Source organism: Rhodovulum kholense, from assembly GCF_003053725.1.
Taxonomy (GTDB): domain Bacteria; phylum Pseudomonadota; class Alphaproteobacteria; order Rhodobacterales; family Rhodobacteraceae; genus Rhodovulum; species Rhodovulum kholense.
Genome location: NZ_QAYC01000009.1, coordinates 19,380 through 41,263, shown reverse-complemented (window position 1 = coordinate 41,263; position 21,884 = coordinate 19,380). Strand labels below are relative to the sequence as shown.

General features: G+C 66.5%; 21 protein-coding genes. 9 read left to right on the top strand and 12 right to left on the bottom strand.

Features of this window, described 5'->3' with window-relative positions; all coding sequences use genetic code 11:
* Positions 1-711: 711 nt before the first annotated feature.
* From gyrB to mutM, 9 genes are all read right to left on the bottom strand, one after another.
* On the bottom strand, positions 712-3,129 hold the full coding sequence (gene gyrB / locus C8N38_RS12645) for a DNA topoisomerase (ATP-hydrolyzing) subunit B (RefSeq protein ID WP_108027548.1): 2,418 nt from the start codon (positions 3,127-3,129) through the stop codon (positions 712-714).
* A 78-nt stretch (positions 3,130-3,207) separates the two neighbouring features.
* A complete protein-coding gene (locus tag C8N38_RS12640) occupies positions 3,208-3,828 on the bottom strand; it encodes a LysE family translocator (RefSeq protein WP_108027547.1) in 621 nt (206 codons plus the stop codon).
* Positions 3,825-4,265 (bottom strand): VOC family protein, encoded by a 441-nt coding sequence (locus C8N38_RS12635; RefSeq protein WP_108027546.1) that lies wholly within the window; start codon positions 4,263-4,265, stop codon positions 3,825-3,827. The genes C8N38_RS12640 and C8N38_RS12635 overlap by 4 nt, the downstream gene beginning before the upstream one ends.
* The gene (gene recF / locus C8N38_RS12630) at positions 4,262-5,374 is read right to left on the bottom strand and encodes a DNA replication/repair protein RecF (RefSeq protein ID WP_108027545.1); all 1,113 of its coding nucleotides are present in this window, start codon (positions 5,372-5,374) and stop codon (positions 4,262-4,264) included. The genes C8N38_RS12635 and recF overlap by 4 nt, the downstream gene beginning before the upstream one ends.
* 80 nt (positions 5,375-5,454) lie before the next feature.
* Entirely contained in the window at positions 5,455-6,573 is a 1,119-nt protein-coding gene (dnaN, locus tag C8N38_RS12625) for a DNA polymerase III subunit beta (protein ID WP_108027544.1), read from the bottom strand.
* Between the two features lie 123 nt (positions 6,574-6,696).
* Positions 6,697-8,052 carry a chromosomal replication initiator protein DnaA gene (gene dnaA, locus C8N38_RS12620; protein WP_108027543.1) on the bottom strand — a complete coding sequence of 452 codons (1,356 nt, stop codon included), beginning with the start codon at positions 8,050-8,052 and terminating at the stop codon, positions 6,697-6,699.
* Between the two features lie 589 nt (positions 8,053-8,641).
* Entirely contained in the window at positions 8,642-8,908 is a 267-nt protein-coding gene (gene rpsT, locus C8N38_RS12615) for a 30S ribosomal protein S20 (protein WP_108027542.1), read from the bottom strand.
* 182 nt (positions 8,909-9,090) lie between these two features.
* Positions 9,091-9,867 carry an enoyl-CoA hydratase gene (locus C8N38_RS12610; protein WP_108027541.1) on the bottom strand — a complete coding sequence of 259 codons (777 nt, stop codon included), beginning with the start codon at positions 9,865-9,867 and terminating at the stop codon, positions 9,091-9,093.
* Between the two features lie 62 nt (positions 9,868-9,929).
* The gene (mutM, locus tag C8N38_RS12605) at positions 9,930-10,781 is read right to left on the bottom strand and encodes a bifunctional DNA-formamidopyrimidine glycosylase/DNA-(apurinic or apyrimidinic site) lyase (protein WP_108027540.1); all 852 of its coding nucleotides are present in this window, start codon (positions 10,779-10,781) and stop codon (positions 9,930-9,932) included.
* Between the two features lie 85 nt (positions 10,782-10,866).
* On the opposite strand from mutM, the gene ubiE reads away from it, so the two are divergent.
* Both ubiE and ubiB read left to right on the top strand, forming a co-directional pair.
* On the top strand, positions 10,867-11,619 hold the full coding sequence (gene ubiE / locus C8N38_RS12600) for a bifunctional demethylmenaquinone methyltransferase/2-methoxy-6-polyprenyl-1,4-benzoquinol methylase UbiE (protein ID WP_108027539.1): 753 nt from the start codon (positions 10,867-10,869) through the stop codon (positions 11,617-11,619).
* Positions 11,620-13,152 (top strand): 2-polyprenylphenol 6-hydroxylase, encoded by a 1,533-nt coding sequence (gene ubiB, locus C8N38_RS12595; RefSeq protein WP_108027538.1) that lies wholly within the window; start codon positions 11,620-11,622, stop codon positions 13,150-13,152.
* A 39-nt stretch (positions 13,153-13,191) separates the two neighbouring features.
* Here ubiB and C8N38_RS12590 read toward each other — a convergent pair whose 3' ends face one another.
* Together C8N38_RS12590 and C8N38_RS12585 are read right to left on the bottom strand one after the other, a co-directional pair.
* Positions 13,192-13,857: a flagellar hook capping FlgD N-terminal domain-containing protein gene (locus C8N38_RS12590; RefSeq protein WP_108027537.1), complete on the bottom strand. Its 666-nt coding sequence runs from the start codon at positions 13,855-13,857 to the stop codon at positions 13,192-13,194.
* Positions 13,858-13,869: 12 nt separating this feature from the next.
* Positions 13,870-15,597: a flagellar hook-length control protein FliK gene (locus C8N38_RS12585; RefSeq protein ID WP_146176271.1), complete on the bottom strand. Its 1,728-nt coding sequence runs from the start codon at positions 15,595-15,597 to the stop codon at positions 13,870-13,872.
* 116 nt (positions 15,598-15,713) lie between these two features.
* Between C8N38_RS12585 and C8N38_RS12580 the strand changes: the two genes are divergently transcribed.
* The 6 genes from C8N38_RS12580 to C8N38_RS12555 all read left to right on the top strand — a co-directional run bounded on the left by C8N38_RS12580 (position 15,714) and on the right by C8N38_RS12555 (position 19,988).
* Positions 15,714-16,022, top strand: a complete 309-nt coding sequence (locus C8N38_RS12580; RefSeq protein ID WP_108027535.1) for a rod-binding protein — start codon at positions 15,714-15,716, stop codon at positions 16,020-16,022.
* On the top strand, positions 16,009-16,347 hold the full coding sequence (locus C8N38_RS12575; RefSeq protein ID WP_108027534.1) for a hypothetical protein: 339 nt from the start codon (positions 16,009-16,011) through the stop codon (positions 16,345-16,347). Before C8N38_RS12580 ends, C8N38_RS12575 begins: the two co-directional genes overlap by 14 nt.
* A gap of 209 nt (positions 16,348-16,556) precedes the next feature.
* On the top strand, positions 16,557-17,759 hold the full coding sequence (locus tag C8N38_RS12570; RefSeq protein ID WP_108027533.1) for a flagellin: 1,203 nt from the start codon (positions 16,557-16,559) through the stop codon (positions 17,757-17,759).
* Positions 17,760-17,824: 65 nt separating this feature from the next.
* The gene (gene flaF, locus C8N38_RS12565) at positions 17,825-18,220 is read left to right on the top strand and encodes a flagellar biosynthesis regulator FlaF (RefSeq protein ID WP_245895736.1); all 396 of its coding nucleotides are present in this window, start codon (positions 17,825-17,827) and stop codon (positions 18,218-18,220) included.
* Positions 18,217-18,627, top strand: coding sequence for a flagellar biosynthesis repressor FlbT (gene flbT / locus C8N38_RS12560; protein ID WP_108027531.1), 411 nt, complete (start codon positions 18,217-18,219; stop codon positions 18,625-18,627). The genes flaF and flbT overlap by 4 nt, the downstream gene beginning before the upstream one ends.
* Positions 18,624-19,988, top strand: coding sequence for a DUF1217 domain-containing protein (locus C8N38_RS12555; protein WP_108027530.1), 1,365 nt, complete (start codon positions 18,624-18,626; stop codon positions 19,986-19,988). The genes flbT and C8N38_RS12555 overlap by 4 nt, the downstream gene beginning before the upstream one ends.
* A gap of 56 nt (positions 19,989-20,044) precedes the next feature.
* Here the strand turns inward: C8N38_RS12555 and C8N38_RS12550 are convergent, their stop codons facing one another.
* Complete coding sequence (locus C8N38_RS12550) at positions 20,045-21,406, bottom strand: FliI/YscN family ATPase (RefSeq protein ID WP_108027529.1); 1,362 nt, start codon at positions 21,404-21,406, stop codon at positions 20,045-20,047.
* An 84-nt stretch (positions 21,407-21,490) separates the two neighbouring features.
* Here C8N38_RS12550 and C8N38_RS12545 point away from each other — a divergent pair, with 84 nt between their 5' ends.
* Positions 21,491-21,880 carry a FlgB family protein gene (locus tag C8N38_RS12545; protein WP_108027528.1) on the top strand — a complete coding sequence of 130 codons (390 nt, stop codon included), beginning with the start codon at positions 21,491-21,493 and terminating at the stop codon, positions 21,878-21,880.
* The last annotated feature ends 4 nt before the right edge of the window (positions 21,881-21,884 follow it).

The window sequence follows — 21,884 nt, the reverse complement described above, 5'->3', positions numbered from 1 at the left end:
ATGGCCCGGCCGGGCTTGAACGCGCTCCACGGCGAACTCGCGACGAACCAGCGGGGCGTAAGCGGCCTGGACGCCGCGGCCGCTTGCGACGCTGCCGGTCGAGCTTTCGTCCCGCGACGCGCGGCTGCGCGACGGAGAGATCGACCGCGGGCACTTTAATCAGATGCTGGCCGACAATGCCGCCAATGACCGGCTGGTGCTTTGGGATGCGGATGCGGCCGAAAGGCGGCGGCACCAGTCGCCGCGGACGCGCGAGGATGCCGCAGGGATGGTCGCCCGGGCCGAGCGCGACCGCCAGCGGGGCGAAAAGGCCGCGCGTGCCCGCGTCCGCGCCGCCCCCGGGGCGGGGCGTTTCGGGTCCAGAAGGTCACGGCGCGCTTTTTCGCTCAGGACTCCTGCGGGTCGATCAGAGCCGATGTGGAGTTCTGGAATATCGGCGCGCGCGCGTCGTCCGGCTGTGAGGCGGTCACCGTCCGGTTCGAGATGCACACCACCTGGCCGAAGGCCGAAACCGAGCGTGTCACCGCGACCGGGACCTTCTCGGGCGGGCCGGACGGGACGATGCGGCTGATGGTTCCCGACGAGGGGCCCGTCGCCCGCACCCTGTCGGGCGGGCGGACGTTGACCTGTCAGGGCGTGGCGGCGACGTCGCCAATCCCGACGCCTTCACCAACTGGCCTGGCTGGGACCCCGGGTCCGGTCGCAACGGCCTCAGAAATCGAGGTTGGCGACGCTCAGCGCGTTCTGCTGGATGAAGTCGCGGCGCGGCTCGACCACGTCGCCCATCAGCTTGGTAAAGATGTCGTCGGCCTCGGCCACATCCTCGACCCGCACCTGCAGCAGCGTCCGCGCCTCGGGGTCGAGCGTGGTTTCCCAGAGCTGCTCGGGGTTCATCTCGCCAAGACCCTTGTAGCGTTGCAGCGACAGGCCCTTTTCGCCCTCGCTGAGAATCGCCTGCAGCAGTTCGGAAGGCGCATGGATCGGCTGGTCGCGGTCCTTTCGCACCAGCTTGGCGGGACGTTCGTAGACCTCCTGCAGCTTGGCGGTGAAAGTCCCGAGCCGCGCGGCCTCGGCCGAGCGCAGCACCGCACCGTCCAGCACCCGCACCTCTTCGACGCCGCGAACGACGCGCGAGAAGCGCATGCCCTTGTCCTGGGTCGGGCGCCCCTGCCAGCCGCGTTCGTATTCCAGCGCGATCAGGTCGAGCCGCCGGGCCACCGCCTCGGCCGTGCCCTGCAGGTCGGCGTCGATCTGGCCGGGCCGGAAGGCCCCGGCAATGGCGGCCTGTTCGAGGATATGCGCGGGGTAATGGGTCGGGAAGGCTTGCAGGATGCGCCGGACCTGGCGGGCCTCTTCGATGACCCTGGCCAGATCGTTGCCGATCAGGTGCTGCCCGTCGCCCAGCTGCAGCACGGCGCCGTCGATCCCCATCTCGACAAGGTAATCCTCCAGCGCGGCCTGATCCTTCAGATAGACCTCGGACTTGCCGCGGGCGACCTTGTAAAGCGGCGGCTGCGCGATGTAGAGGAAGCCCCCCTCGATCACCTGCGGCATCTGCCGGAAGAAGAAGGTCAACAGAAGCGTCCGGATATGCGCGCCGTCGACGTCGGCGTCGGTCATGATGACGATCTTGTGGTAGCGCAGCTTCGAGATATCGAACTCGTCCCGTCCGATCCCGGTGCCAAGCGCGGTGATCAGCGTGCCGATCTCCTGGCTGGACAGCATCCGGTCGAAGCGGGCGCGTTCGACGTTCAGGATCTTGCCCCGAAGCGGCAGCACCGCCTGATTGGCCCGGGCCCGGCCCTGCTTGGCCGAGCCGCCGGCGCTGTCGCCCTCGACAAGGAAGATCTCGGATTTCGCCGGATCGCGCTCCTGGCAATCGGCCAGCTTTCCGGGCAGCGAGGCCACATCCATCGCGGTCTTGCGCCGGGTCAGCTCGCGCGCCTTGCGCGCCGCCTCGCGCGCCAGCGCCGCCTCGACGATCTTGCCGACGATGTTACGGGCTTCCTGCGGGTGTTCCTCGAACCACTCGGCGAGCTTTTCGTTCACCAGGCTCTCGACCGCGGGGCGGACCTCGGAACTGACCAGCTTGTCTTTGGTCTGGCTGGAAAATTTTGGGTCGGGCACCTTCACTGACAGCACGCAGGTCAGCCCTTCGCGGGCATCGTCGCCGGTAAAGTTGACCTTCTCGCGCTTGGCGATGCCGCTCGACATCGCGTAATTGTTGATGCTGCGGGTCAGCGCGCCGCGGAAGCCCGCCATGTGGGTGCCGCCGTCGCGCTGCGGGATGTTGTTGGTGAAGGGCAGGACGGTCTCGTGATAGCTGTCATTCCACCACATCGCGACCTCGACCGCGATCCCGTCGCGTTCGCCGGTCATAAAGATCGGATCGGGCACCAGCGCGGTCTTGTGACGGTCCAGATAGCGGACGAATTCGCGCACGCCACCTTCATAGAACAGTTCGGACCGCAGCGGTTCGGCGCCGCGTTCGTCTTCCAGCAGGATGCGGACGCCGGAATTGAGGAAGGCCAGTTCGCGCAGCCGGTTCTCCAGCGTCTTGAACGAATAGTCGAGGTTCGAGAAGGTATCGGTCGAAGCCAGGAACCGGACCTCGGTGCCGGTGCGCCCGTCCGAGGGACCGACGACGCGCAGATGCTCGGCGGTATCGCCATGCTCGAACCGGGCATAATGTTCGTGGCCTTCGCGCCAGATCCGCAGCTCCAGCCAGTCCGACAGCGCGTTCACGACCGAGACGCCGACGCCATGCAGCCCGCCCGAGACCTTGTAGGAGTTCTGGTCGAATTTGCCCCCGGCATGCAGCTGGGTCATGATGACCTCGGCCGCCGAGACGCCCTCTTCCTCGTGGATGCCGACCGGAATGCCCCGGCCGTTATCGCTGACCGAGACGCTGGAATCGGCGTGAATCTTCACGGTCACCGCGTCGGCATGGCCGGCCAGAGCCTCGTCGATGCCGTTATCGACGACCTCATAGACCATGTGATGCAGCCCCGACCCGTCATCGGTGTCGCCGATATACATCCCGGGCCGTTTGCGTACCGCTTCCAGGCCCTTGAGAACCTTGATGGAATCGGCGCCATATTCTTCGGCAACCCGTGCGTTTTCGGCCATGTGCAAGATCCTCTGTTCGTCGCCGATCTTATACGGGGTCGTGGTGGGATTGTCACGCAAGAGCCACAATATTTGGTATCAGGCGAAGGGAATGACCAGCCCCACCGCGATCAGCATGCCGCCCGCGATCTGGTTGACCCGCCGCAGCGTCCGGGGCTCTTCCAGTAGCCGCCGCGCGCGGTCGATGAAAAGCGCAAGCGTCAGGTTTCCGAGAAACGGTACCAGCACCGAGATCGCCACGATGGCGGCAATGTCGGGGCCCCGCAGGCGGTCGATATCGAAGAAACCCGGCAGCACGCCCATGTAGAACAGGATCGCCTTCGGATTGCCGAGGATCGCGGCCATCCCCGCCAGAAAGCCCGCGATCCGGCCGGGCCGGGTCAGGCGGCTGTCAGCGGCGATGCCGCGCCCGGCCTGAAGGATCAGCATGAGCCCCATGGTCAGGAACAGTGCCGAGGCCAGAAGCCGCAGGATCGCGAGCAGCCCTCCGAAGACCGACACCGCCCAGCCCAGCCCGAAGATGGCAAGCGGCGGCCAAAGTGCGTCGCCCACCATCACGCCCGCCGCCAGCGGCCAGGCGGCGGCGAACCCGCCCGACAGCGCCCGCGCGGTCAGCGCCAGCCAGACCGGCCCCGGCGTCAAAAAGAGGATCAGCACCGCGCCCGCGTAAAGCGCCAGGTCGGCGGCGCTGGCGGTCATGATGCGGGCGGGGAGCGGGGCACGGTCAGCCGCCCCTTGGCATCGAGCGGCCAGAACGGGTTGTGCGCCAGCTCCCAGACATGCCCGTCGGGGTCGGCAAAATAGCCCGAATAGCCGCCCCAGAAGACTTCCTGGGGCGGTTTCATCGGCCGGGCCCCGGCCGAAAGCGCGGCCTCCCAGGCAGCATTGACCCCGGCGCGGTCGGGAAAGTTCTGCGCCAGCGTCATCGCCCCGGTGCCCAGCTCCGCCTCGGGGCGCCCCTGATCGGCAGCCAGCGCCGCCCGCCCGAAGAGCCCCAGTGCCATCCCGTCGAGCTGAAAGACCACGATCCCCGCTTCGGCCTCGGCGGGCCGCCACCCGAGCGCCTCGTAGAACGCGCGGGCGCGGTCAAGATCGTCCACGCCCAGCGTGATCAGGGTGATGCGCTGCGGGGTCACGGGCTGTCCCTCCTGTCGATCCGGCTGGTGCCGCCGGTTTCGGCCACCTCAAGATACTGCGCCCGGTCTCCCAGTTCGGAAAACAGGTCGGCCCCGGTGCCGGTCATCCAGGCCTGAGCCCCCAGGGCGCAGATTTCGTCGAAAAGTGCGGCCCGCCGACTGGCATCCAGATGCGCCGCCACCTCGTCCAACAACAAGAGCGGCGGCGCCCCGAAATCCTGCGCCAGCGCCCGCGCATTGGCAAGGATCAGGGCGATCAGCAACGCCTTCTGCTCGCCTGTCGAACAGTGCCGCGCCGCGACCCCCTTGGCGGTGAAGATCGCCTCGAGATCGGCGCGGTGCGGCCCGGCCAGCGTCCGCCCCGCCGCCATGTCGCGGCCCCGACCCGCGGCCAGCGCCCCGGCCAGGGCTTCGGGGTCTTCTGGGTCGGCGCCTTCGGGACCCGCCAGTGCCAGCGCGGCGGCGGGAAAGGCGGTTTCGGCCTCGGCCTGCGCGGCGTCGAGCCGGGCCAGCGCCGCCCGCCGGTTTGCACCCAGCACCGCCCCGGCCTCGGCCATCTGCGCTTCGAGCGCACCGAACCAATGCGGGTCGCGCACCTCGTCCTTCAGCAGGCGGTTGCGTTCGCGCATCGCCTTTTCATAGGCCAGCGCCGCTTCGGCATGGCCGGGTTCGAAACTCAGCGCGATCCTGTCCAGAAACCGCCGCCGCCCCTCGGCCCCCTCGATCCAGAGCCGATCCATCGACGGCACCAGCCACAAGACCCGCGCGATGCGTGCCAAGGCCACCTGCGCCGCCGCCTTGCCGTCGAGCCGCACCTGTCGCGTGCCGCCCGGTTCGGCCCAGGTCTCGATCTCGTGGATCGAAACAGGCCCGGCCAGCACCGCCCCGACCTTCCAGCCCAGCTGTCCCGGTGCCCGTGCCAGATCCTCGGCCCCGGCCCGGCGCAGGCCCCGGCCGGGCGACATCAGCGATACCGCTTCCAGAAGGTTGGTCTTGCCCGCCCCGTTCGCGCCAAAGACGGCGACCGGCCGCCGGTCAAGCGCAAGCCGCGCCCGCTCATGCGAGCGGAACTGCGAAAGGGTCAGCTCTGTCAGCGAGAGCCCGGGCACGGCTGGCCCTTCTTCTTGGCGAAAATACCAGCGCCGCAGGCCGCCCGGCGTCCGCCGGGCCCCGCATCGCTCACCGGGTCTCAGACCCGCATCGGCATCACGACATAGACCGCCGAGGCATCGTCACCCTCGCGCATCAGGGTCGGATCGCCGGACGAGTTGAACAGGAAGACGGCATTCTCGCGATCGACCTGACCGGCAATTTCCAGCAGGTATTTCGCGTTGAACCCGATCTCGAGCCGTTCGTCGCCATAGGCCACGGCCAGTTCTTCCTCGGCCGCGCCGCTGTCGGGCGAGGTGACCGACAGCGTCAGCCGGTCTTCTTCCAGCGCCAGCTTGACCGCGCGCGAGCGTTCGGAACTGACCGTTGCCACCCGGTCGACCGCCTGGGCGAATTCGGCCGCGTCGACCTCGAGCCGCCGGGCATTGTTCATCGGGATCACCCGCGAGTAATCCGGGAAGGTGCCGTCGATGACCTTCGAGGTCAGGGTGATCTCGGGCGTTGCAAAGCGCACCTTGGTTTCGCTGACCGAGACCGCGATGTCGATGTCGTCATCGTCCAGCAGCTTGCGCAACTCGCCCACGGTCTTGCGCGGCACGATCACGCCGGGCATGGTCTCGGCCCCGTCGGGCAGGGCCGCGTCGATCCGTGCCAGCCTGTGGCCGTCGGTCGCGACGCAGCGCAGCGCCTGTCCGTCCTCGCCGGTCGCCACATGCATGTAGACGCCGTTCAGATAATAGCGCGTCTCTTCGGTCGAGATCGCGAATTTCGACTTGTCGAACAGCCGCCGCAGCACGGGGGCCTTGGCGGTAAAGTTCGAACTGTATTCCGACGAGGCCATCACCGGGAAATCTTCGCGCGGCAGCGTCGCCAGATTGAAATGCGACTTGCCGGCATTGACCGTCAGTCGCCCCGAGGTGCCGTCATCCGACAGCTCGACCAGCGCGCCGTCGGGCAGCTTGCGGACGATTTCGTGCAGCGTGACGGCAGGCACGGTGGTCGCGCCCGCGCGTTCGACCGTCGCCGGGGCCTTGTCCACGACCTCGATATCGAGATCGGTGGCGCGGAAGCTGACGCTTGCCCCCTCGGCTTCGATCAGGACGTTGGCGAGGATCGGAATGGTGTTGCGCCGCTCGACCACCGATTGCGCCTGGCCCACCGCCTTGAGAAGTGTGCCGCGTTCGATGCTGAATTTCATGCCCCTCGCTCCTCTTGCGCCCGGGAGGCGAACCCTAACGGTTTCGCCCCCCCGCTCAAGCGTTTTGTTGGACTGTCCGAGACTTTCACAAGGGCGTCAAGGGGCCCCCTGGGCCGGGGCCGATCAGGCCTCCAGCATGCGGCGCAAAAGCTCCAGATCCTCTTCGATCTGGCTGTCCTTTCCGCGCAGCTCCTCGATGCGCTTGACCGCATGCATGACCGTGGTGTGGTCGCGCCCGCCGAAGCGGCGCCCGATTTCGGGCAGGCTGCGCTGGGTCAGCTGCTTGGACAGGTACATCGCGATCTGGCGCGGACGGGCGATGGTGCGGTGCCGCTTGGGGCCGACCATGTCGCTGAGCCGCATGTTGTAATGCTCGCTGACCTTGCGCTGGATCTCCTCGATGGTGACCTTGCGGTCCGAGGCGCGCAGGATGTCGGCCAGACAGTCCTGGGCAAGATCCAGCGTGATCTCCTTGCCAACCAGCGAAGCGAAGGCAAAGAGCCGGGTCAGGGCGCCTTCCAGCACACGGACGTTGGTGGTGATCCGGTGGGCGAGGAATTCCAGCACGCCGCCCGCGATGACCAGACCCGGATACTGAATCCGGTACAGCTCGACCTTCTGCTGCAGGATGCCGAGGCGCAGTTCGTAGTCGGTCGGGTGCAGGTCCACGACCAGCCCGCATTGCAGGCGGCTGCGGATCCGGTCTTCCAGATCCTTGATCTCGCCCGGCGCGCGGTCGGCCGAAATAACGATCTGCTTGTTCTGATCGACCAGCGCGTTGAAGGTGTGGAAGAACTCTTCCTGGGTGCTGTCCTTGCCGGCGATGAACTGGACGTCATCGACCATCAGCACGTCGACCGAGCGGAACAGCGACTTGAAGCCCATCATGTCGCGTTCGCGCAGCGCCTGCACGAAGCGGTACATGAACTGTTCGGCCGACAGGTAGACCACCTTCTTTTCCGGTGCCCGCTGCAGCAGATCCCAGGCGATGGCATGCATCAGGTGGGTCTTGCCGAGGCCCACGCCACCGTACAGGAAGAGCGGGTTGAACGCGACCGGGCCGCCCTCGGCCACGCGGCGCGCGGCGGCATGGGCCAGTTCGTTCGGCTTGCCGGTGACGAAGCTGTCGAAGGTGAAGCGCGAGTCGAGCGGCGCGCCGGGCATGTCGCCCTCGTCGCGCGGCTCGGCCGCCACGGCGCGGCGCGGTTGCGCCGCAGGCGCGGGCTCTGCCGGTTTCTGGGCCGCGACCGCGAATTCCAGCCGGTCCACATCGACACCGCTGCGGGTGAGATGTTCGAGGATCTTGTCGCCGAAGTTGCGATTGACCCAGTCGCCGACAAAGCTGGTGGGCACACCGAACCGCGCCACCCCGTCTTCGAGGGCGCGGAATTCCAAAGGAGCGATCCAGGTTACGAAGTTGTTCTTGCCGATCGATTTCTCCAGATCATCTCGAATGCGTCCCCAGGTGTCGTCTGTCATCTTCTCTTGCCCGCTCTTAGCCGATCCCGCAAAACCGGACAGCCCGAGAGACGCTCCGTCATGGAGCGGCCGTCGGAACCCCGGTGCGCATCGAAACGGGAGAAGACCCTTTCGGCAAAAGCGACACTTCCGTTGCCGGACTCCGCCATCGCGGCGCCCGGGTGTCCCCAAGTCGCTTTGCCTATCACGGTCCTTTGGACATGACACAAAACCCTACGGACAGAGCCAGGCTCCGTCAGGCTCGCAGCAGCGTTCGGTCAGAGCGCATCCCCTGAATATACGCCCTGTCCGGCAAGCCCCCCTCGATCGTCTCTCCCGCCGGCTCTGGCCGGATAAAAAAGCAGATCGTGGCGCGGGTCTTTCCGCGTCATGCCCCCCCAAGTCGATGTGAATCGCCCACAGACGGTAGACCGGGCGTCGTGAGGGGTGCAACAGAACTTCGACCTTGACGGCGAGCATGCGCGGAACGAATCCGGAGCGTGTTGCCGCAGGCCCATAAGGGCCGGGGAGGGGGCCCAAATGGCGAAGGGCGCAGCCTTGCGACCGCGCCCTTCGGAGCCCTTGTTTTTATGGCGGAATCAGCCCCGGATCAGGCGTTCAGCGCCTTCACCCGCGAGGCCAGCCGCGACATTTTCCGAGCCGCCGTGTTCTTGTGAACGACGCCCTTCGTGACGCCGCGCATCAGCTCGGGCTGGGCCTGGCGAAGGGCGGCCGCAGCGGCCTCCTGATCGCCCGAGGCGATCGCCTCTTCGACCTTCCGCAGGTAGGTGCGGATGCGCGAGCGGCGCGCCTTGTTCACGGCATAGCGGCGCTCGTTCTGACGGGCGCGCTTCTTGGCTTGGGGCGAATTGGCCATGTGGTCCTTTTCCCTTTTCCGGGTCTCGTGGTCAAAATCTCTCGCGCAACGAGTCCCCGGCCGGGTTTTGATGCCACCGGCTGATTCCGGCCAAAGCGGGCCTCACGCGCATGTAAGGCGCGGCTTATAGTCGAGCTTGCCGCAAAAGGAAACCGGAAAATGCGCAGCCCCGGGGCGGCGCGTCACTTGTCGCGGAACTGGGGCTCGCGCTTTTCGACGAAGGCCTGCATGCCCTCGGCCCGGTCTTCGGTCGCGAACATCATGTGGAACATCCGCCGCTCGAACAGCAGCCCTTCGCGCAGGGTGGTCTCGAAGCTGCGGTTGACGCATTCCTTGACCGCCATCGTGGTCAGCGCCGATTTCTCGGCAATCTTCTGGGCCGCCGCCATCGCCTCTTCGATCAGCTTCTTGGCGGGCACGACGCGGCTGACGAGCCCCGCGCGCTCGGCCTCCTCGGCATCCATGAAGCGGCCCGTGAGGTGCATGTCCATCGCCTTCGACTTGCCGACGGCGCGGGTCAGGCGCTGGGTGCCGCCGATCCCGGCAACGACGCCGAGATTGATTTCCGGCTGGCCGAATTTCGCGGTGTCCGCGGCAATGATGAAGTCGCACATCATCGCCAGTTCGCAGCCGCCGCCCAGCGCATAGCCCGCCACGGCCGCGATGATCGGCTTGCGGCAGGCCAGCAGGCGTTCCGTCTCGGGGGTGAAGAGGTCGCCCGCGAAGACGTCGACGAAGCTCTTCTCGCTCATCTCCCGGACGTCGGCACCGGCGGCGAAGGCCTTCTCGGACCCGGTCAGGACGATGCAGCGGACCTTTTCATTGGCATTGGCCTCGCTTACCGCGTCGGCCAGCTCGCCCATCAGCTCGCCGTTCAGCGCGTTCAGCGCCTCGGGCCGGTTCAGGCGGACCAGCGCTACGTGGTCCTCGATCTCGACGATCAGCGTCTTGTAAGCCATGGACTGTCGGCCTCCGTTCGGTTCGAGCCCGAGTCCTTAACAGTCTCGGGCCTGCGATCAAGCTATCTTTGGCATTGCGGACAGTAGAATGTCGACCGCCCCGACTGGACGACTCGGCGAATGGTGCCGGGGCATCCGGGGGTGGGGCAGGGCTTGCCCTCGCGTCCATAGACGCGGAAATTGTGCTGGAAGTAGCCCAGTTCGCCATCGGCCTGACGATAGTCCCGAAGGCTCGACCCGCCGGCCTCGATGGCCTCCGTCAGCACCGTCCGGATCGCCGGAACCAGAGTTGCCAGCCGGGCTGCGGCAATCCGGCCCGCCTGGCGCAAGGGCGAGATCCCGGCCCGGTGCAGCGCCTCGCAGACATAGATATTGCCAAGCCCCGCGACCACGCGCTGATCGAGCAGCGCGGCCTTGATAGGGGTCTGCCGCCCGCCGAGCCGCCCGGTCAGGTAAAGCTCGTGAAAGCCGTTGCCCAGCGGTTCGGGGCCGAGGCCCGCCAGCAGCCGGTGACGGTCCAGCGCGTCGGTGGCGGTCAGGTCCATGGCGCCGAAGCGGCGGGGGTCGTTAAAGGTGATCCGCGCGCCGCCCTCGATCTCGAACACCACATGGTCGTGCTTTTGCGGCGCCGGATGGTCATGGACGAAATGGCCCAGCGCGACGCCCGACACCAGGATCCGGCCCGACATGCCCAGATGCACGATCAGAGTCTCGCCGGTCGAAAGCTCGGCCAGAAGGTATTTGGACCGCCGCCCGAGCCGCAGCACCCGCGCCCCTGTCAGCCGCTCGGCCATGCGCTCGGGCAGGGGCCAGCGCAGGTCGGGGCGGTTGAGGCGCGCGGCGAAGATGGTGCGACCTTCCAGCACGGGGGCCAGGCCGCGACGCACTGTCTCTACCTCTGGCAATTCCGGCATCGGACCTTCACTTCATGGCGGAACGGATTGTAGTCCCCGCAGAGCGCCCTATAAGAAGGGCCGGACAAATGAACGGCAAGGCCCCATGACCGAGAGTGCCCAGAAAACCACCCATTTCGGGTTCCAGACCGTCGCCGAGGAAGAGAAGGCAGGCCTTGTGCACGGGGTCTTCACCCGCGTTGCCTCGCGCTACGACCTGATGAACGACCTGATGTCGGGCGGCATCCACCGGGTCTGGAAGGACGCGATGATGGACTGGCTCGCGCCGCAGCCGCATCAGCGTCTGCTGGACGTGGCGGGCGGCACCGGCGACATCGCCTTCCGCTTTCTTGGCCGCGCGCCCGGCGCGACGGCGGTGGTCTGCGACATGACGGAATCGATGCTGGTCGAGGGCCGCAAGCGCGCCGAGGCCGACAACCTTGCTGCCAGTCTCGACTGGGTGGTGGGCGACGGCATGGCGCTGCCCTTCGCCGATAACAGCTTCGATGTCTTCACCAATTCCTTCGGTACCCGGAACATCACCCGTATTCAGGACGCTCTGAACGAGGCCTACCGGGTGCTGAAACCCGGCGGGCGGATGATGATCCTTGAATTCAGCCAGATGCCGAACCCGCTGCTGCAATGGGCCTATGACCGCTATTCCTTCAACGTGATCCCGCCGCTGGGCCAGTTCGTGGTCAATGACCGCGACAGCTATCAGTATCTGGTGGAATCGATCCGCAAGTTCCCCGATCAGGAAACCTTCGCCGGGATGATCCGCACCGCCGGGTTCGAGCAGGTGAAGTATCGCAACCTGTCGATGGGCATCGCGGCACTGCATTCGGGCTGGAAGATCTAGGTGCGCGGGCCTCACAATATCTGGCGGCTGGTGCAGACACTGGCCACCATGGAACGCACCGGCGCGAACCGCTTCGTGCTGGAGCAACTGGGCGCGCCCGCCAGCGTCCGCGCTGCGGCGCGGGTTATGGGCTGGCCGTTCAAGGTGCTGGGTGAGAAGGGCGATCCGGCTTTGCCGCCCGCGACCCGGGCGATCACTGCGCTGGGGCCGGCCTATATCAAGTTCGGCCAGATCCTCTCGACCCGGCCCGATGTGGTGGGCGACGAGCTGGCGGTGCAGCTGCGGGTTCTGCAGGACAAGCTGCCGCCCTTCCCGACCGAAATTGCCAAGGAAACCGTCGCCCAGGAGCTGGGCCAGCCCGCCGACGAGCTGTTCTCGGAATTCTCCGAGCCGATCGCCGCGGCCTCGATTGCCCAGGTCCATCGCGCGCGCGTCGCCCGGACCGGCGAGCTGGTGGCGGTCAAGGTGCTGCGGCCCGGGGTGGAACGGAATTTCCGCAAGGATATCGACGCTTTCTATTTCGCCGCCTCGACCATCGAACTGCTGGCGCCGTTCTCGCGTCGGCTGCGTCCGACCGATGTGATCGCCCATTTCGACGGGGTGGTGACGGGTGAGCTGGACCTGCGGATCGAGACCGCCCAGGCGGCCGAGTTCCTCGCCAATACCGAAAACGATGCGGGCTTCACCGTGCCGCGGGTGATCTGGCCTCTGTCCTCGAAGCGGGTCATGACCATGGCCTGGTGCGAGGGCGTGCCGATCGGCGACAACGCCGCGCTGGATGCCGCCGGGCACGACCGCCGCGCCATCGGCGAGCGGGTGCTGTCGATGTTCCTGCGCCATGCGCTGCGCGACGGCTATTTCCATGCCGACATGCACCAGGGCAACATGAAGGTCGGTGCGAACGGCGACATCCAGTGCTTCGATTTCGGCATCATGGGCCGGATCGACGAATATACGCGCCGGGTCTATGCCGAGATCCTGTACGGGTTCATCCGCCGCGATTACCGCCGGGTGGCCGAGGTGCATTTCGAGGCGGGCTACGTCCCTGCCGACCGCGAGATCGACGAATTCGCCCAGGCGCTGCGGTCGGTCGGCGAGCCGATTTTCGGCATGGACGCGACCCACATCTCGATGGCGAAGCTTCTGGCCTATCTCTTCGAAGTGACCGAGCGGTTCGGCATGGCGACTCGGACTGAACTGATTCTGCTGCAGCGGACCATGGTCGTGGTCGAGGGCGTGGCGCGTTCGCTCAACCCGTCGATCAACATCTGGGAAGTCGCGCGGCCGATCGTCGAGGAATACATCAAGGAAAATATCGGGCCGAAGGCGGTGGTTCGCGATCTCAGCCGCACCGTTCGGGTGCTGTCCCGTTTCGGGCCTCGGCTGCCGGAACTGGCCGAATCCGCGCTGATCCGCCAGTCGCAGTCCGAGCCCGTGCGGCCGTTGCGTCCTTGGCTGCAGCCACTGCTATGGATGGGCGCCGGCGCCGCGCTGACCTGGATCGGCGCCGGATTGGCCCTGCTGCTGTCCTGAAACCCGTCAGGCGGCCCGTGAGGGCCGCCTGCGCGACGGTCAGACCGGATCGCGCAGTGCCGAAACCTCCGACGCCTTGACGATGGTGCCGCTGTCGAAGACGATGCTGATCTGACCCTCGTCGGTGCGGACTTCCGCAATCTGGGCATAGATCCGAGCCTGGGCCTCCGAAAGTTTGCTGCCATCCTCGGCATAGCTTTCCACGATGAAATCGTAGAGCCCTGCCTCGTGGTCCTCGCCGCCGGACCAGAGTATGGTCTTGGTGTCGGGGGGGATGGGCTCGGACTGCACGATGGCGCCGGTATCATCGCGCACCACAAGCGTGGCAGTCGAAGCGTCCTTGTCGATCTCCGGGAAAACCGTGACGGGCGTCACTCCGTCATAGTTCGCGGGAACAGCGGCCTGGCCTTCCATTCCGACCCAGGATCCGTATTGGGACAGGCCGCCGCCGCCCAGATTGGCCGAGAGGGCCTTGAGCAATTCGTTGGTCTGCACCTGCTGTTCGACCCCCGAAAAGGTCGCAATCTGCAGCGCATAATCCGACGATTCCATCGGGTTCAGGGGGTCCTGATTCTCGAGTTGCGTGGTCAGCATGCGCAGGAAGGTTTCGAAGTCGCTGCTGATCATCGTCTTCGAGTTGCCGCTGGTCGAGGCAGAGGACGAGTTCGTGGCGGCGCTGGCGGCGGAGGAGACGCTGTCAACCATGGAAAATTTCCTTCAAAGACGAAGATCTAGACCGCCGCCCGACGTGCGGGCAGAGGTACTGTTCGTGGCAAGGGGGCCGGTGTCGGCCCCGTCGTCGCCCGGAGTGAGCCCTGCGGCGGCAAAGCCGCGCGCCTGCCCCTGAGAGCCGCGCTGCTGCCCGGCGAAATCGAGGATGACCTCGCCATAGCCGAGATCCCGCATCGCGCTGGTCAGCATGTCGCCATGGCGACGCATCAGGTCGAGCGTATCGCCACGATCGGCGAGAATGCTGACAGTGATGCCATGATCGCCCGGGGTCAGGGTCAGCCGCACACGGCCAAGCTCTTCCGGGCTGAGTGTCAGATGGACCGATCCGTCAGCCGCGCGGTGAAGCGATTCGGCCATCTGGCGCATCGCCGTGCGCGGTGCATCGGCCAGTTGGGGAGGGGTGGAGGCAGAGCGTGCGGCTTCGGAAGTCCGCGCCGGGTCGGACCCGGCGCGATCCGAAAAGCCGGCCTCGGTTGCCGCGGTGGGATCGGCGCGGGCGCCGTCGGCAACAGCCGACCCATCGGAGCCCGCGCCCGCCGATAGCGTCGCGGCCGCGCCATCCGGCTGGGCCTGCGCGATCGGAGCGGTGGCCGTCTGCTGTCCCGTGGCGGGGGCAGCGGCCTCCTGTCGGAGCGAGTCGCGGCCTCGATGGTCGCCACGCCCGCCGGATCTGCCGTCGGAGGCCGAGGCCGCACTGGTCTGAACCACAGCCGCCGCAGCCTGCCCCTGCAAGGTGTCGCGGGCGGTCTGGGTGGCGGGATCGGCGGCGGCCTGGGGCTGCTGCGGCGCTGGCGTTGCTTTCGCCTGAAGGGGCTCGGGGGAAGAGGCCGATGCGGTCTCAGTTCCTTTGCCCGTCCGAAGCTCGGATTTCGGGCTTTCGATTTGCGACGCGGCCGCCGAACCCGTTTCAGGTCGGACGCCTTCAGCCGCGACCGGCGGTGTGTTCTGGTCGGCCGGGGTCGGCTGCGGCCTGCCGGTTGCCCTGGCCGCCGATTGTGCGGCGGCCTCGTTGGCGGCGGTCTCGCCGACCTTCGGGTCTTTGCCGCCCGGGGCGACATCTCCCGGCACGGCGGGTGCTGTCGTGGCCTCTGTCGCCGCCCGGGGCAGGGGCGAGGCTGGCGTGGAGGGTTCGTTTGCCGAAACGGCGCCACCCGGCGGGGGAACCGTCGCAGGCGCCGGTCCTGCAGGCTCGGAGGGAAGGACGGTTTCGGCCGCGGCAGCGCGCGTCGCCCCGACGGCTCCGATCGCGGCCGGCTCGGCCCCGGGGGCGGTCGCCGCGGCGACCGCCGTGGAGGCCGCCGGCGGTGGCGCGGCCAAGGGGACAGCGACTGCAGGATCCAGCGCTTCATCCTTGGACGTGATCTCGGACGCAGCCGGGCCGTCGCTGTCGGTGTCTGTCTCCGCTTCGGATTTCGGCGCTTCTTTGCCCGTGGTCCCGGCTTCGGGGGCTTCGGCGGTCTCTGCCGGGTCAGTCTTGGCTGAAGCGGTGTCCTCGGCGGCCGAGGTCGGGCCGTCGCGTCGCGCGGCTGCATCCGACGCTTTGTCCCTGGCCGGGGCCCGGGCGGGCGCCTCGGTCCGGTCCGGGGGCGTCGACTCGTCGAAGACCGACCGGAAATCCGCACCCTCCATGTCGGAAGGCCGGGAGGGGCCCGGGGTGTCGAATCGGGAAGGCCCGGAGGGGCCGAGCGTGTCGAAAGGGAAAGGAACCTGCATGCGTATCGCCAGACTTCTGTCGGAGTTGGCCGCAGATTGGACCGGGATCGGTTACCGGTCCTTTACCGAATTCCCCCAATAACGGAAAAAACGACTCGCAGTTTAGGAGTTCCGCCATGCTGCCTTCCGCCCTTCCTCCTCCCGGTGCGAGCGGCGCCACCGATCGCGAAACCCGTCTGGCCCAACTCCGTGCCGCGGCCGAGAAGCTCGAGGCCCAGTTCCTGTCCGAGATGCTCGAATCGGCCGGTCTGGGCGATCTTTCCGGCGAATTGTCCAGCGGTGCGTTCAGTGGCGGCATCGGCGAATCCCAGTTCAACTCTTTCCTCCGCGACGCTCAGGCCACGGAAATGGCGCGCGCGGGAGGTATCGGCCTTGCCGAAAGCATCTTCGAATCACTCAAGGAGCGGATGGATGACCTCGATTGACACGATCGCCGACCTTCTCGAGCGCGAGTACCAGGCGCTCCGGCAGAGCGACTTCACGGCCCTGCGCGCATTGACCGACGAGAAGGAGCAACTGGTCGCCCGGTTGCAGATGCCTTCCGAGGCCGACCGCGACGCGCTGGACAGGCTGCGCAGCAAGGCGCGGCGTAACGATCGCCTGCTGGCGGCGGTCGAAAAGGGGCTGGACTCGGCCCGTGCTTCGCTGAAGCGGCTGCGCGAACCGGCGGCGGCGCTGGATACCTATACGCAGCGCGGCGAGCGCACCCGTATCGGTGCCACGCCTTCGGCGCTCACGCGCCGCGCCTGAGCCCTATTTTAGCCAAATCCGACGATTACAACCTTCCCCAGTTAGTCGTCCCTTAACCCCGGGCTGAAAGGTTCGGGGCGCGCCCTGAGACGGGTGGCACGGCACGGGGAAACTCCGCAGCCGTATGGGTCAGAACGCCTTCAATTGCCGCTTATCCGCGGCTTAACCCCTTGGGCGCAAAGCGCCTTGTACTTGGAAGGACCATACCCATGTCCAGCATTCTGACGAACTCCAGCGCGATGGTCGCGCTCCAGACCCTCCGCGGCATCAACTCCAGCCTCGAAAAAACCCAGTCGGAAATCTCCACCGGCAAGTCCGTCGGCTCGGCCAAGGACAACTCGGCCGTCTGGGCCATCTCGAAGGTCATGGAAAGCGACGTGGCGGGCTTCGACGCCGTCTCGGACAGCCTTGCGACCGGTCAGGCGATGGTCGGCGTGGCGCGGACCGCGACCGAAACCATCACCGACCTGCTGAAGGACATCAAGACCAAAGTCATCGCGTCCCGCGACGCGACCGCCAGCACCACCAAGCTGCAGAACGAAACCGACGAACTGATCAGCCTGGTCGAATCCACGATCAGCGCCGCGCAGTTCAACGGCGTCAACCTGATCAACTCGGGCACCGGCACCTCGGTGGTCGGCTCGATCGACCGCAGCGGCAGCAGCGTGACCGCGAACACGATCACGATCGATGCCCAGAACCTGAACACCGCGGCCGCCGCGACCGCCGCCGGCCAGCTGGCCGCCGGTACCACTTCCGGTACGAACCTCGTCGTCGTTGGCAACAACAACGACGGTGCCGTGTCCATCGCCTCCGGTGCCGGGGAGTCCTTCGGCCTGTCGGCCGTGGCCCAGGACGAAACCATCACAGTGACGCTGGGCGATCAGAATTTCAGCTACACCGTGACCGCCGATGACGTGGCTGCTGGCAACGATGCGAACGAGATCGCGCTGTCGAACCTGCGCGATCTGATCAACGCGGCCGGCATCACCGGTGTCACCGCACTTTACGACCCGGTGAACGCCGCCGGTGAATTGGTTGTCGACAACCAAGGTGCCGACGACATCAACATGACGGTTCGCGTGCGCGCCGACGGCGCTGGCGCCCTGGCCGGCCTGAACGGCTTCAGCATCACCGGCGGGACCGCGCTGGCCGATATCGAGACGATGATCAACGCCTCGATCGACGCTGCCGCGGCCTTCGGTGCGGCGGAATCCCGTCTGGAAACCCAGTCGGACTTCCTGTCGAACCTGACCGACGCCCTGAAAACCGGTATCGGCGCCCTCGTCGACGCCGACATGGAGGAAGCTTCGGCCCGCCTCCAGGCGCTGCAGGTGCAGCAGCAGCTGGGCACCCAGGCTCTGTCGATCGCCAACCAGGCGCCGCAGAACCTTCTGTCGCTCTTCCGTTAAGGACGGCAGGCCGGGGCCAAAGTGCCCCGGCCTTCTCCGCCTGAGAGCTGAAAGCTACGATAGGAATGGAAGGACAGAACGTGAACGCACTCCAGATGGCCCAATCGGCCTATTCGGCCCCGAACCAGAACAAGACCCGCAGTCCCCGCGCCACCGAATACGCTGCCTTCGTCAGGATCACCTCGCAGATCAAGCAGGCTCAAGACGCCGGACGGCGCGCCTTTCCCGCCCTTGCCGCCGCCCTGCACAGGAACCGCAAGCTTTGGCGGACCCTCGCGATCGACGTCGCCGACAAGGACAATGCGCTGCCCGCCGATCTCAGGGCCCGCATCTTCTACCTTTACGAATTCACCGATCGTCACACCGATGAGGTGCTTGCCGGCCGTGCCAAGCCGACGGCGCTGATCGAGATCAACACGGCCATCATGCGCGGACTCGCCGAACGGGAGCGTGTGTCATGAGTGGCGGTCTCGTCCTTAAACTCGGTCCCAAAGAACGCGTGCTGGTGAACGGCGCGGTGATCGAGAACGGCGACCGGCGCACCCGGCTGTCGATCAAGACCCCGAACGCCAACATCCTGCGTCTGCGCGACGCGATCCATCCCGAAGAGGTCAACACGCCGGTCCGCCGGGTGTGCTACGTGGCCCAACTCGTGCTTTCGGGCGACTCGACCCCGACCGAGGCGCGCCCGCAACTTATGCGCGGGATCGAACAACTGAGCCAGGCGTTGACCGATCCGGACAGTAGGGCGCAGCTTGCCGCGGCCACCGATGCTGTCCTGCAGGATCAGTACTACCAGGCGCTCAAGGCATTGCGCGGCCTTCTTCCGCGCGAAGAGCGTCTTCTTGCGGGGCTTCGGGACCAATGAGTTTCCAGCCGGTTCTCCCTCTGACGGGTTATGCCGGCTGGCGCTTCCTCGAACGCACGATGGAGCGCCAGCAGGAAGCTTTCAACAAGAGCCAGACGACACAGAAGGAACTCGACTACTTTGCCAAGAACATCGGCAAGGTGACGTCGGCGGACGATCTGGTGTCAGACTATCGGCTGCTTAAGGTGGCGCTTGGGGCTTTTGGGCTGCAGGATGACATCGGCAACAGGTACTTCATCAAGAAGGTCCTGACCGAGGGCATCGACGATGATAAGTCACTGGCCAACAAGCTGTCCGACAAGAGCTACTACAATTTCGCGAAGGCCTTCAGCTTCGTCTCTGCGGATGCTTCCGCTGTGGCGACCGAGAAGGACTTTGCCAATGATTTGAGCCTGAAGATCGAGGGCGCGGGATATCTCGCGGTCATGACGCCTTCCGGCGAAGTCGCCTATACCCGAAATGCCAGCCTGCAGCGCGACGCAGACGGCCGGATCGTCACCGCCGAGGGCTACACTGTCGCCTCCTCCCGCGACGTCGGCCTGTTGCCTGTCGCAGCCGCTGAGACCGAAACCGGTGAGGAGACCGACACCGATACCGACGAGGAAGAAACGGCCTTCTCTGGTATCACCATTCCTGACTTTGTCGAGACCGTCACTGTGAATGACAAGGGCGAGGTCTATGGCCACTTCGAAGGGGGTGGGCAGGGCCTTCTGCTCGGTCGTCTCATCCTGACCAATTTCTCCGATGAAAAGGCTGAAGAAGCCCTTGCCGTGCTTGGGGCCGAAGAAGCGGACGCGGTTGAAGATGTGGATGCCCCGCCCGTCGATCGTGAGACGGCCTACTTCGTTGTCACCGAAGGGTCGGGCTATCCGATCTCGGGGCCTGCGCTTGAGGACGGGTTCGGCAGTTTCAAGCGGGGCGAGGCCGTCGAGGCGCAGGAAGTCTTCGATACCGAAATGATCACTGCGGCCTTTCTGACCCGCAGCTTCGAGCTCGCGGTTGGCGAACAGGACGAGGGCATGCGCCTGGCGCTCAATATCGACCGGGAACTCGTCACGCTTGCCGCCGACGACATATCGGAGGACGCCAAGTGGTTCTCGATCATGGGGTCAGGGCCGATGCGGTCGGTCTTCGATACGGCTTTCGGCCTGCCCAACTCCTTCGCTTCGCTCGATCTTGACCGGCAGCTCGATGTCTACAAGGCCAAGGCCAAGGCGATGTTCGGCGATACCAGTGTCTCGCAATTCTCGGGCGACGAGATGCGCGAGAAGCTCATCAAGATGTACATGATCAGGTCCGACGCCGATACCGGTGCCGGGTTCAGTTCAGGGCAGATCGCGCTGAGGCTTCTGGGCGGCTGATTGCGTACTCCAATTTCCGGGGCGGGATCGGTCCCGCTCCGGCTCGGTGGGCGCGCTCAGCCCCGGATCGTGCGAAGCCCCGGTTTGACCGGCGCGGGCTTTGCGGTTTCGAGAATTCCGGCAAGGCGCGCAAAGCTCTCGGCGACGCCGCCAGGAGCGTCTTCGGACAGGAACGCATCAAGCGCGGGCCAGACCGCGATGGCTGCGTCGATTTCCGGGTCGGATCCGGCGGCATAAAGCCCGGCCTGGATCATCATCTCGGCCCGATCATAGGCGCCCAGCATCCGGCGCGCCCGTGCGATCAGCGCGTTTTCTTCTCCGGTCGCCGCCCGCGGCAGACTGCGCGAGACAGACCGAAGCAGATCGATCGCCGGGAACCTTCCGCGCTCTGCGATGCGGCGGTCGAGGACGATATGCCCGTCCAGAACCCCGCGCAGAATGTCCGCCACGGGTTCTTCCATGTCCGACCCGGCAACGAGGACCGAGAACACCGCGGTGATGTCGCCGCTGCCCGCGACCCCGGGACCGGCGCGTTCGGCAAGGGACATGATCGCCTGGGCGGTGGAGGGCGGATAGCCGCGAAGCGCGGCCGGTTCTTGGGCCGCAAGCGCCAGCTCGCGATGGGCCTCGGCAAAGCGGGTCACCGAGTCGGCCAGAAAGAGAACGTGGTTGCCCTGATCGCGGAAATGCTCGGCGACCGCCATCGCCGCCCAGGCCGCGCGGCGGCGCACCATCGGCGACTGGTCCGAGGTCGCGGCCACGACAACGGCACGCGCCATGCCGTCCGGCCCCAGGACTTGGCTGACGAACTCGCCCACCTCGCGCCCGCGTTCGCCCACAAGGGCGATGACGGCCATGTCGGCCTCGACCCCGCGCGCGAATTTCGACAGGAGCGACGACTTGCCTACGCCCGATCCCGCGAACAGCCCGATCCGCTGTCCGCGCACGATCGGCAGCAGGGTATCGAATGCGGCAAGCCCGGTCCCGAGGCGTCCGCCAAGCGGACGGCGTTCGGTCGCGGGCGGCGGTGCGGCGCGCAGCGGGCGCGGCGTGGGACCGGGCATCAGCGGCCGACCGTCAAGCGGCTGGCCGAACGGATCGACGACCCGGCCCAGCCAGGAGCTGTGCGGCGCGATTTCGCCCGGTCCCAGAAGCACCGCCCGGTCGCCGACCGACAGACCCTCGGGCGTGCCGTCGGGCAGCACCGTGACGGTGCCTTCGGCCAGCGCCAGAACCTCGCCGCGTCGCCGGGGGCCGCGGCCATGCCGGATCTCGACCAGATCGCCAAGCCCCGCGCTGTCGGAGAGGCCCGCCACCGTGACGGTCCCGCTGCCCGCGGCCACGACTCGCCCCACCGTCCGCACCGGAGTCAGGGCGGAAATGCGGGCGATCAGCGATGAGAACGGGTTCTGCGGCATGAAGATTCTCCCGAAGCGATCATGACTTACGGTTTCTAAAGGAATCAAGCTTAAGCATCGTTTGAGACCGAGGGAGAAACCCCGATGTTCGAGAAGCTTGAAATCTTCCGGATGGCGTCCGGGCTGGCTGAACATGCCGGAACGCGCCAGACCGTCATAGCGCGAAATATCGCGAACTCCGACACGCCTGGCTATCAGGCGCAGGATGTCGCGGATTTTGCCAAGACCTATCGCAGGTCCGACACGGGCGCGCGCATGCGTGCCACGCGCCCCGGCCATCTGGCCGGGAGCGAGACCGCCTATGCCCCACAGCGCGCTGACGCGTCCGATCCGGAAGAGCCGAACGGCAACACCGTCTCGGTCGAGGATCAGATGCTGAAGGCGGTCGAGACAAAGCGCCAGCACGAACTCGCGCTGGCCGTGTACCGAAGCTCGCTCGGGATCCTGAGAACCAGTCTCGGGCGGCAACGATGACCAG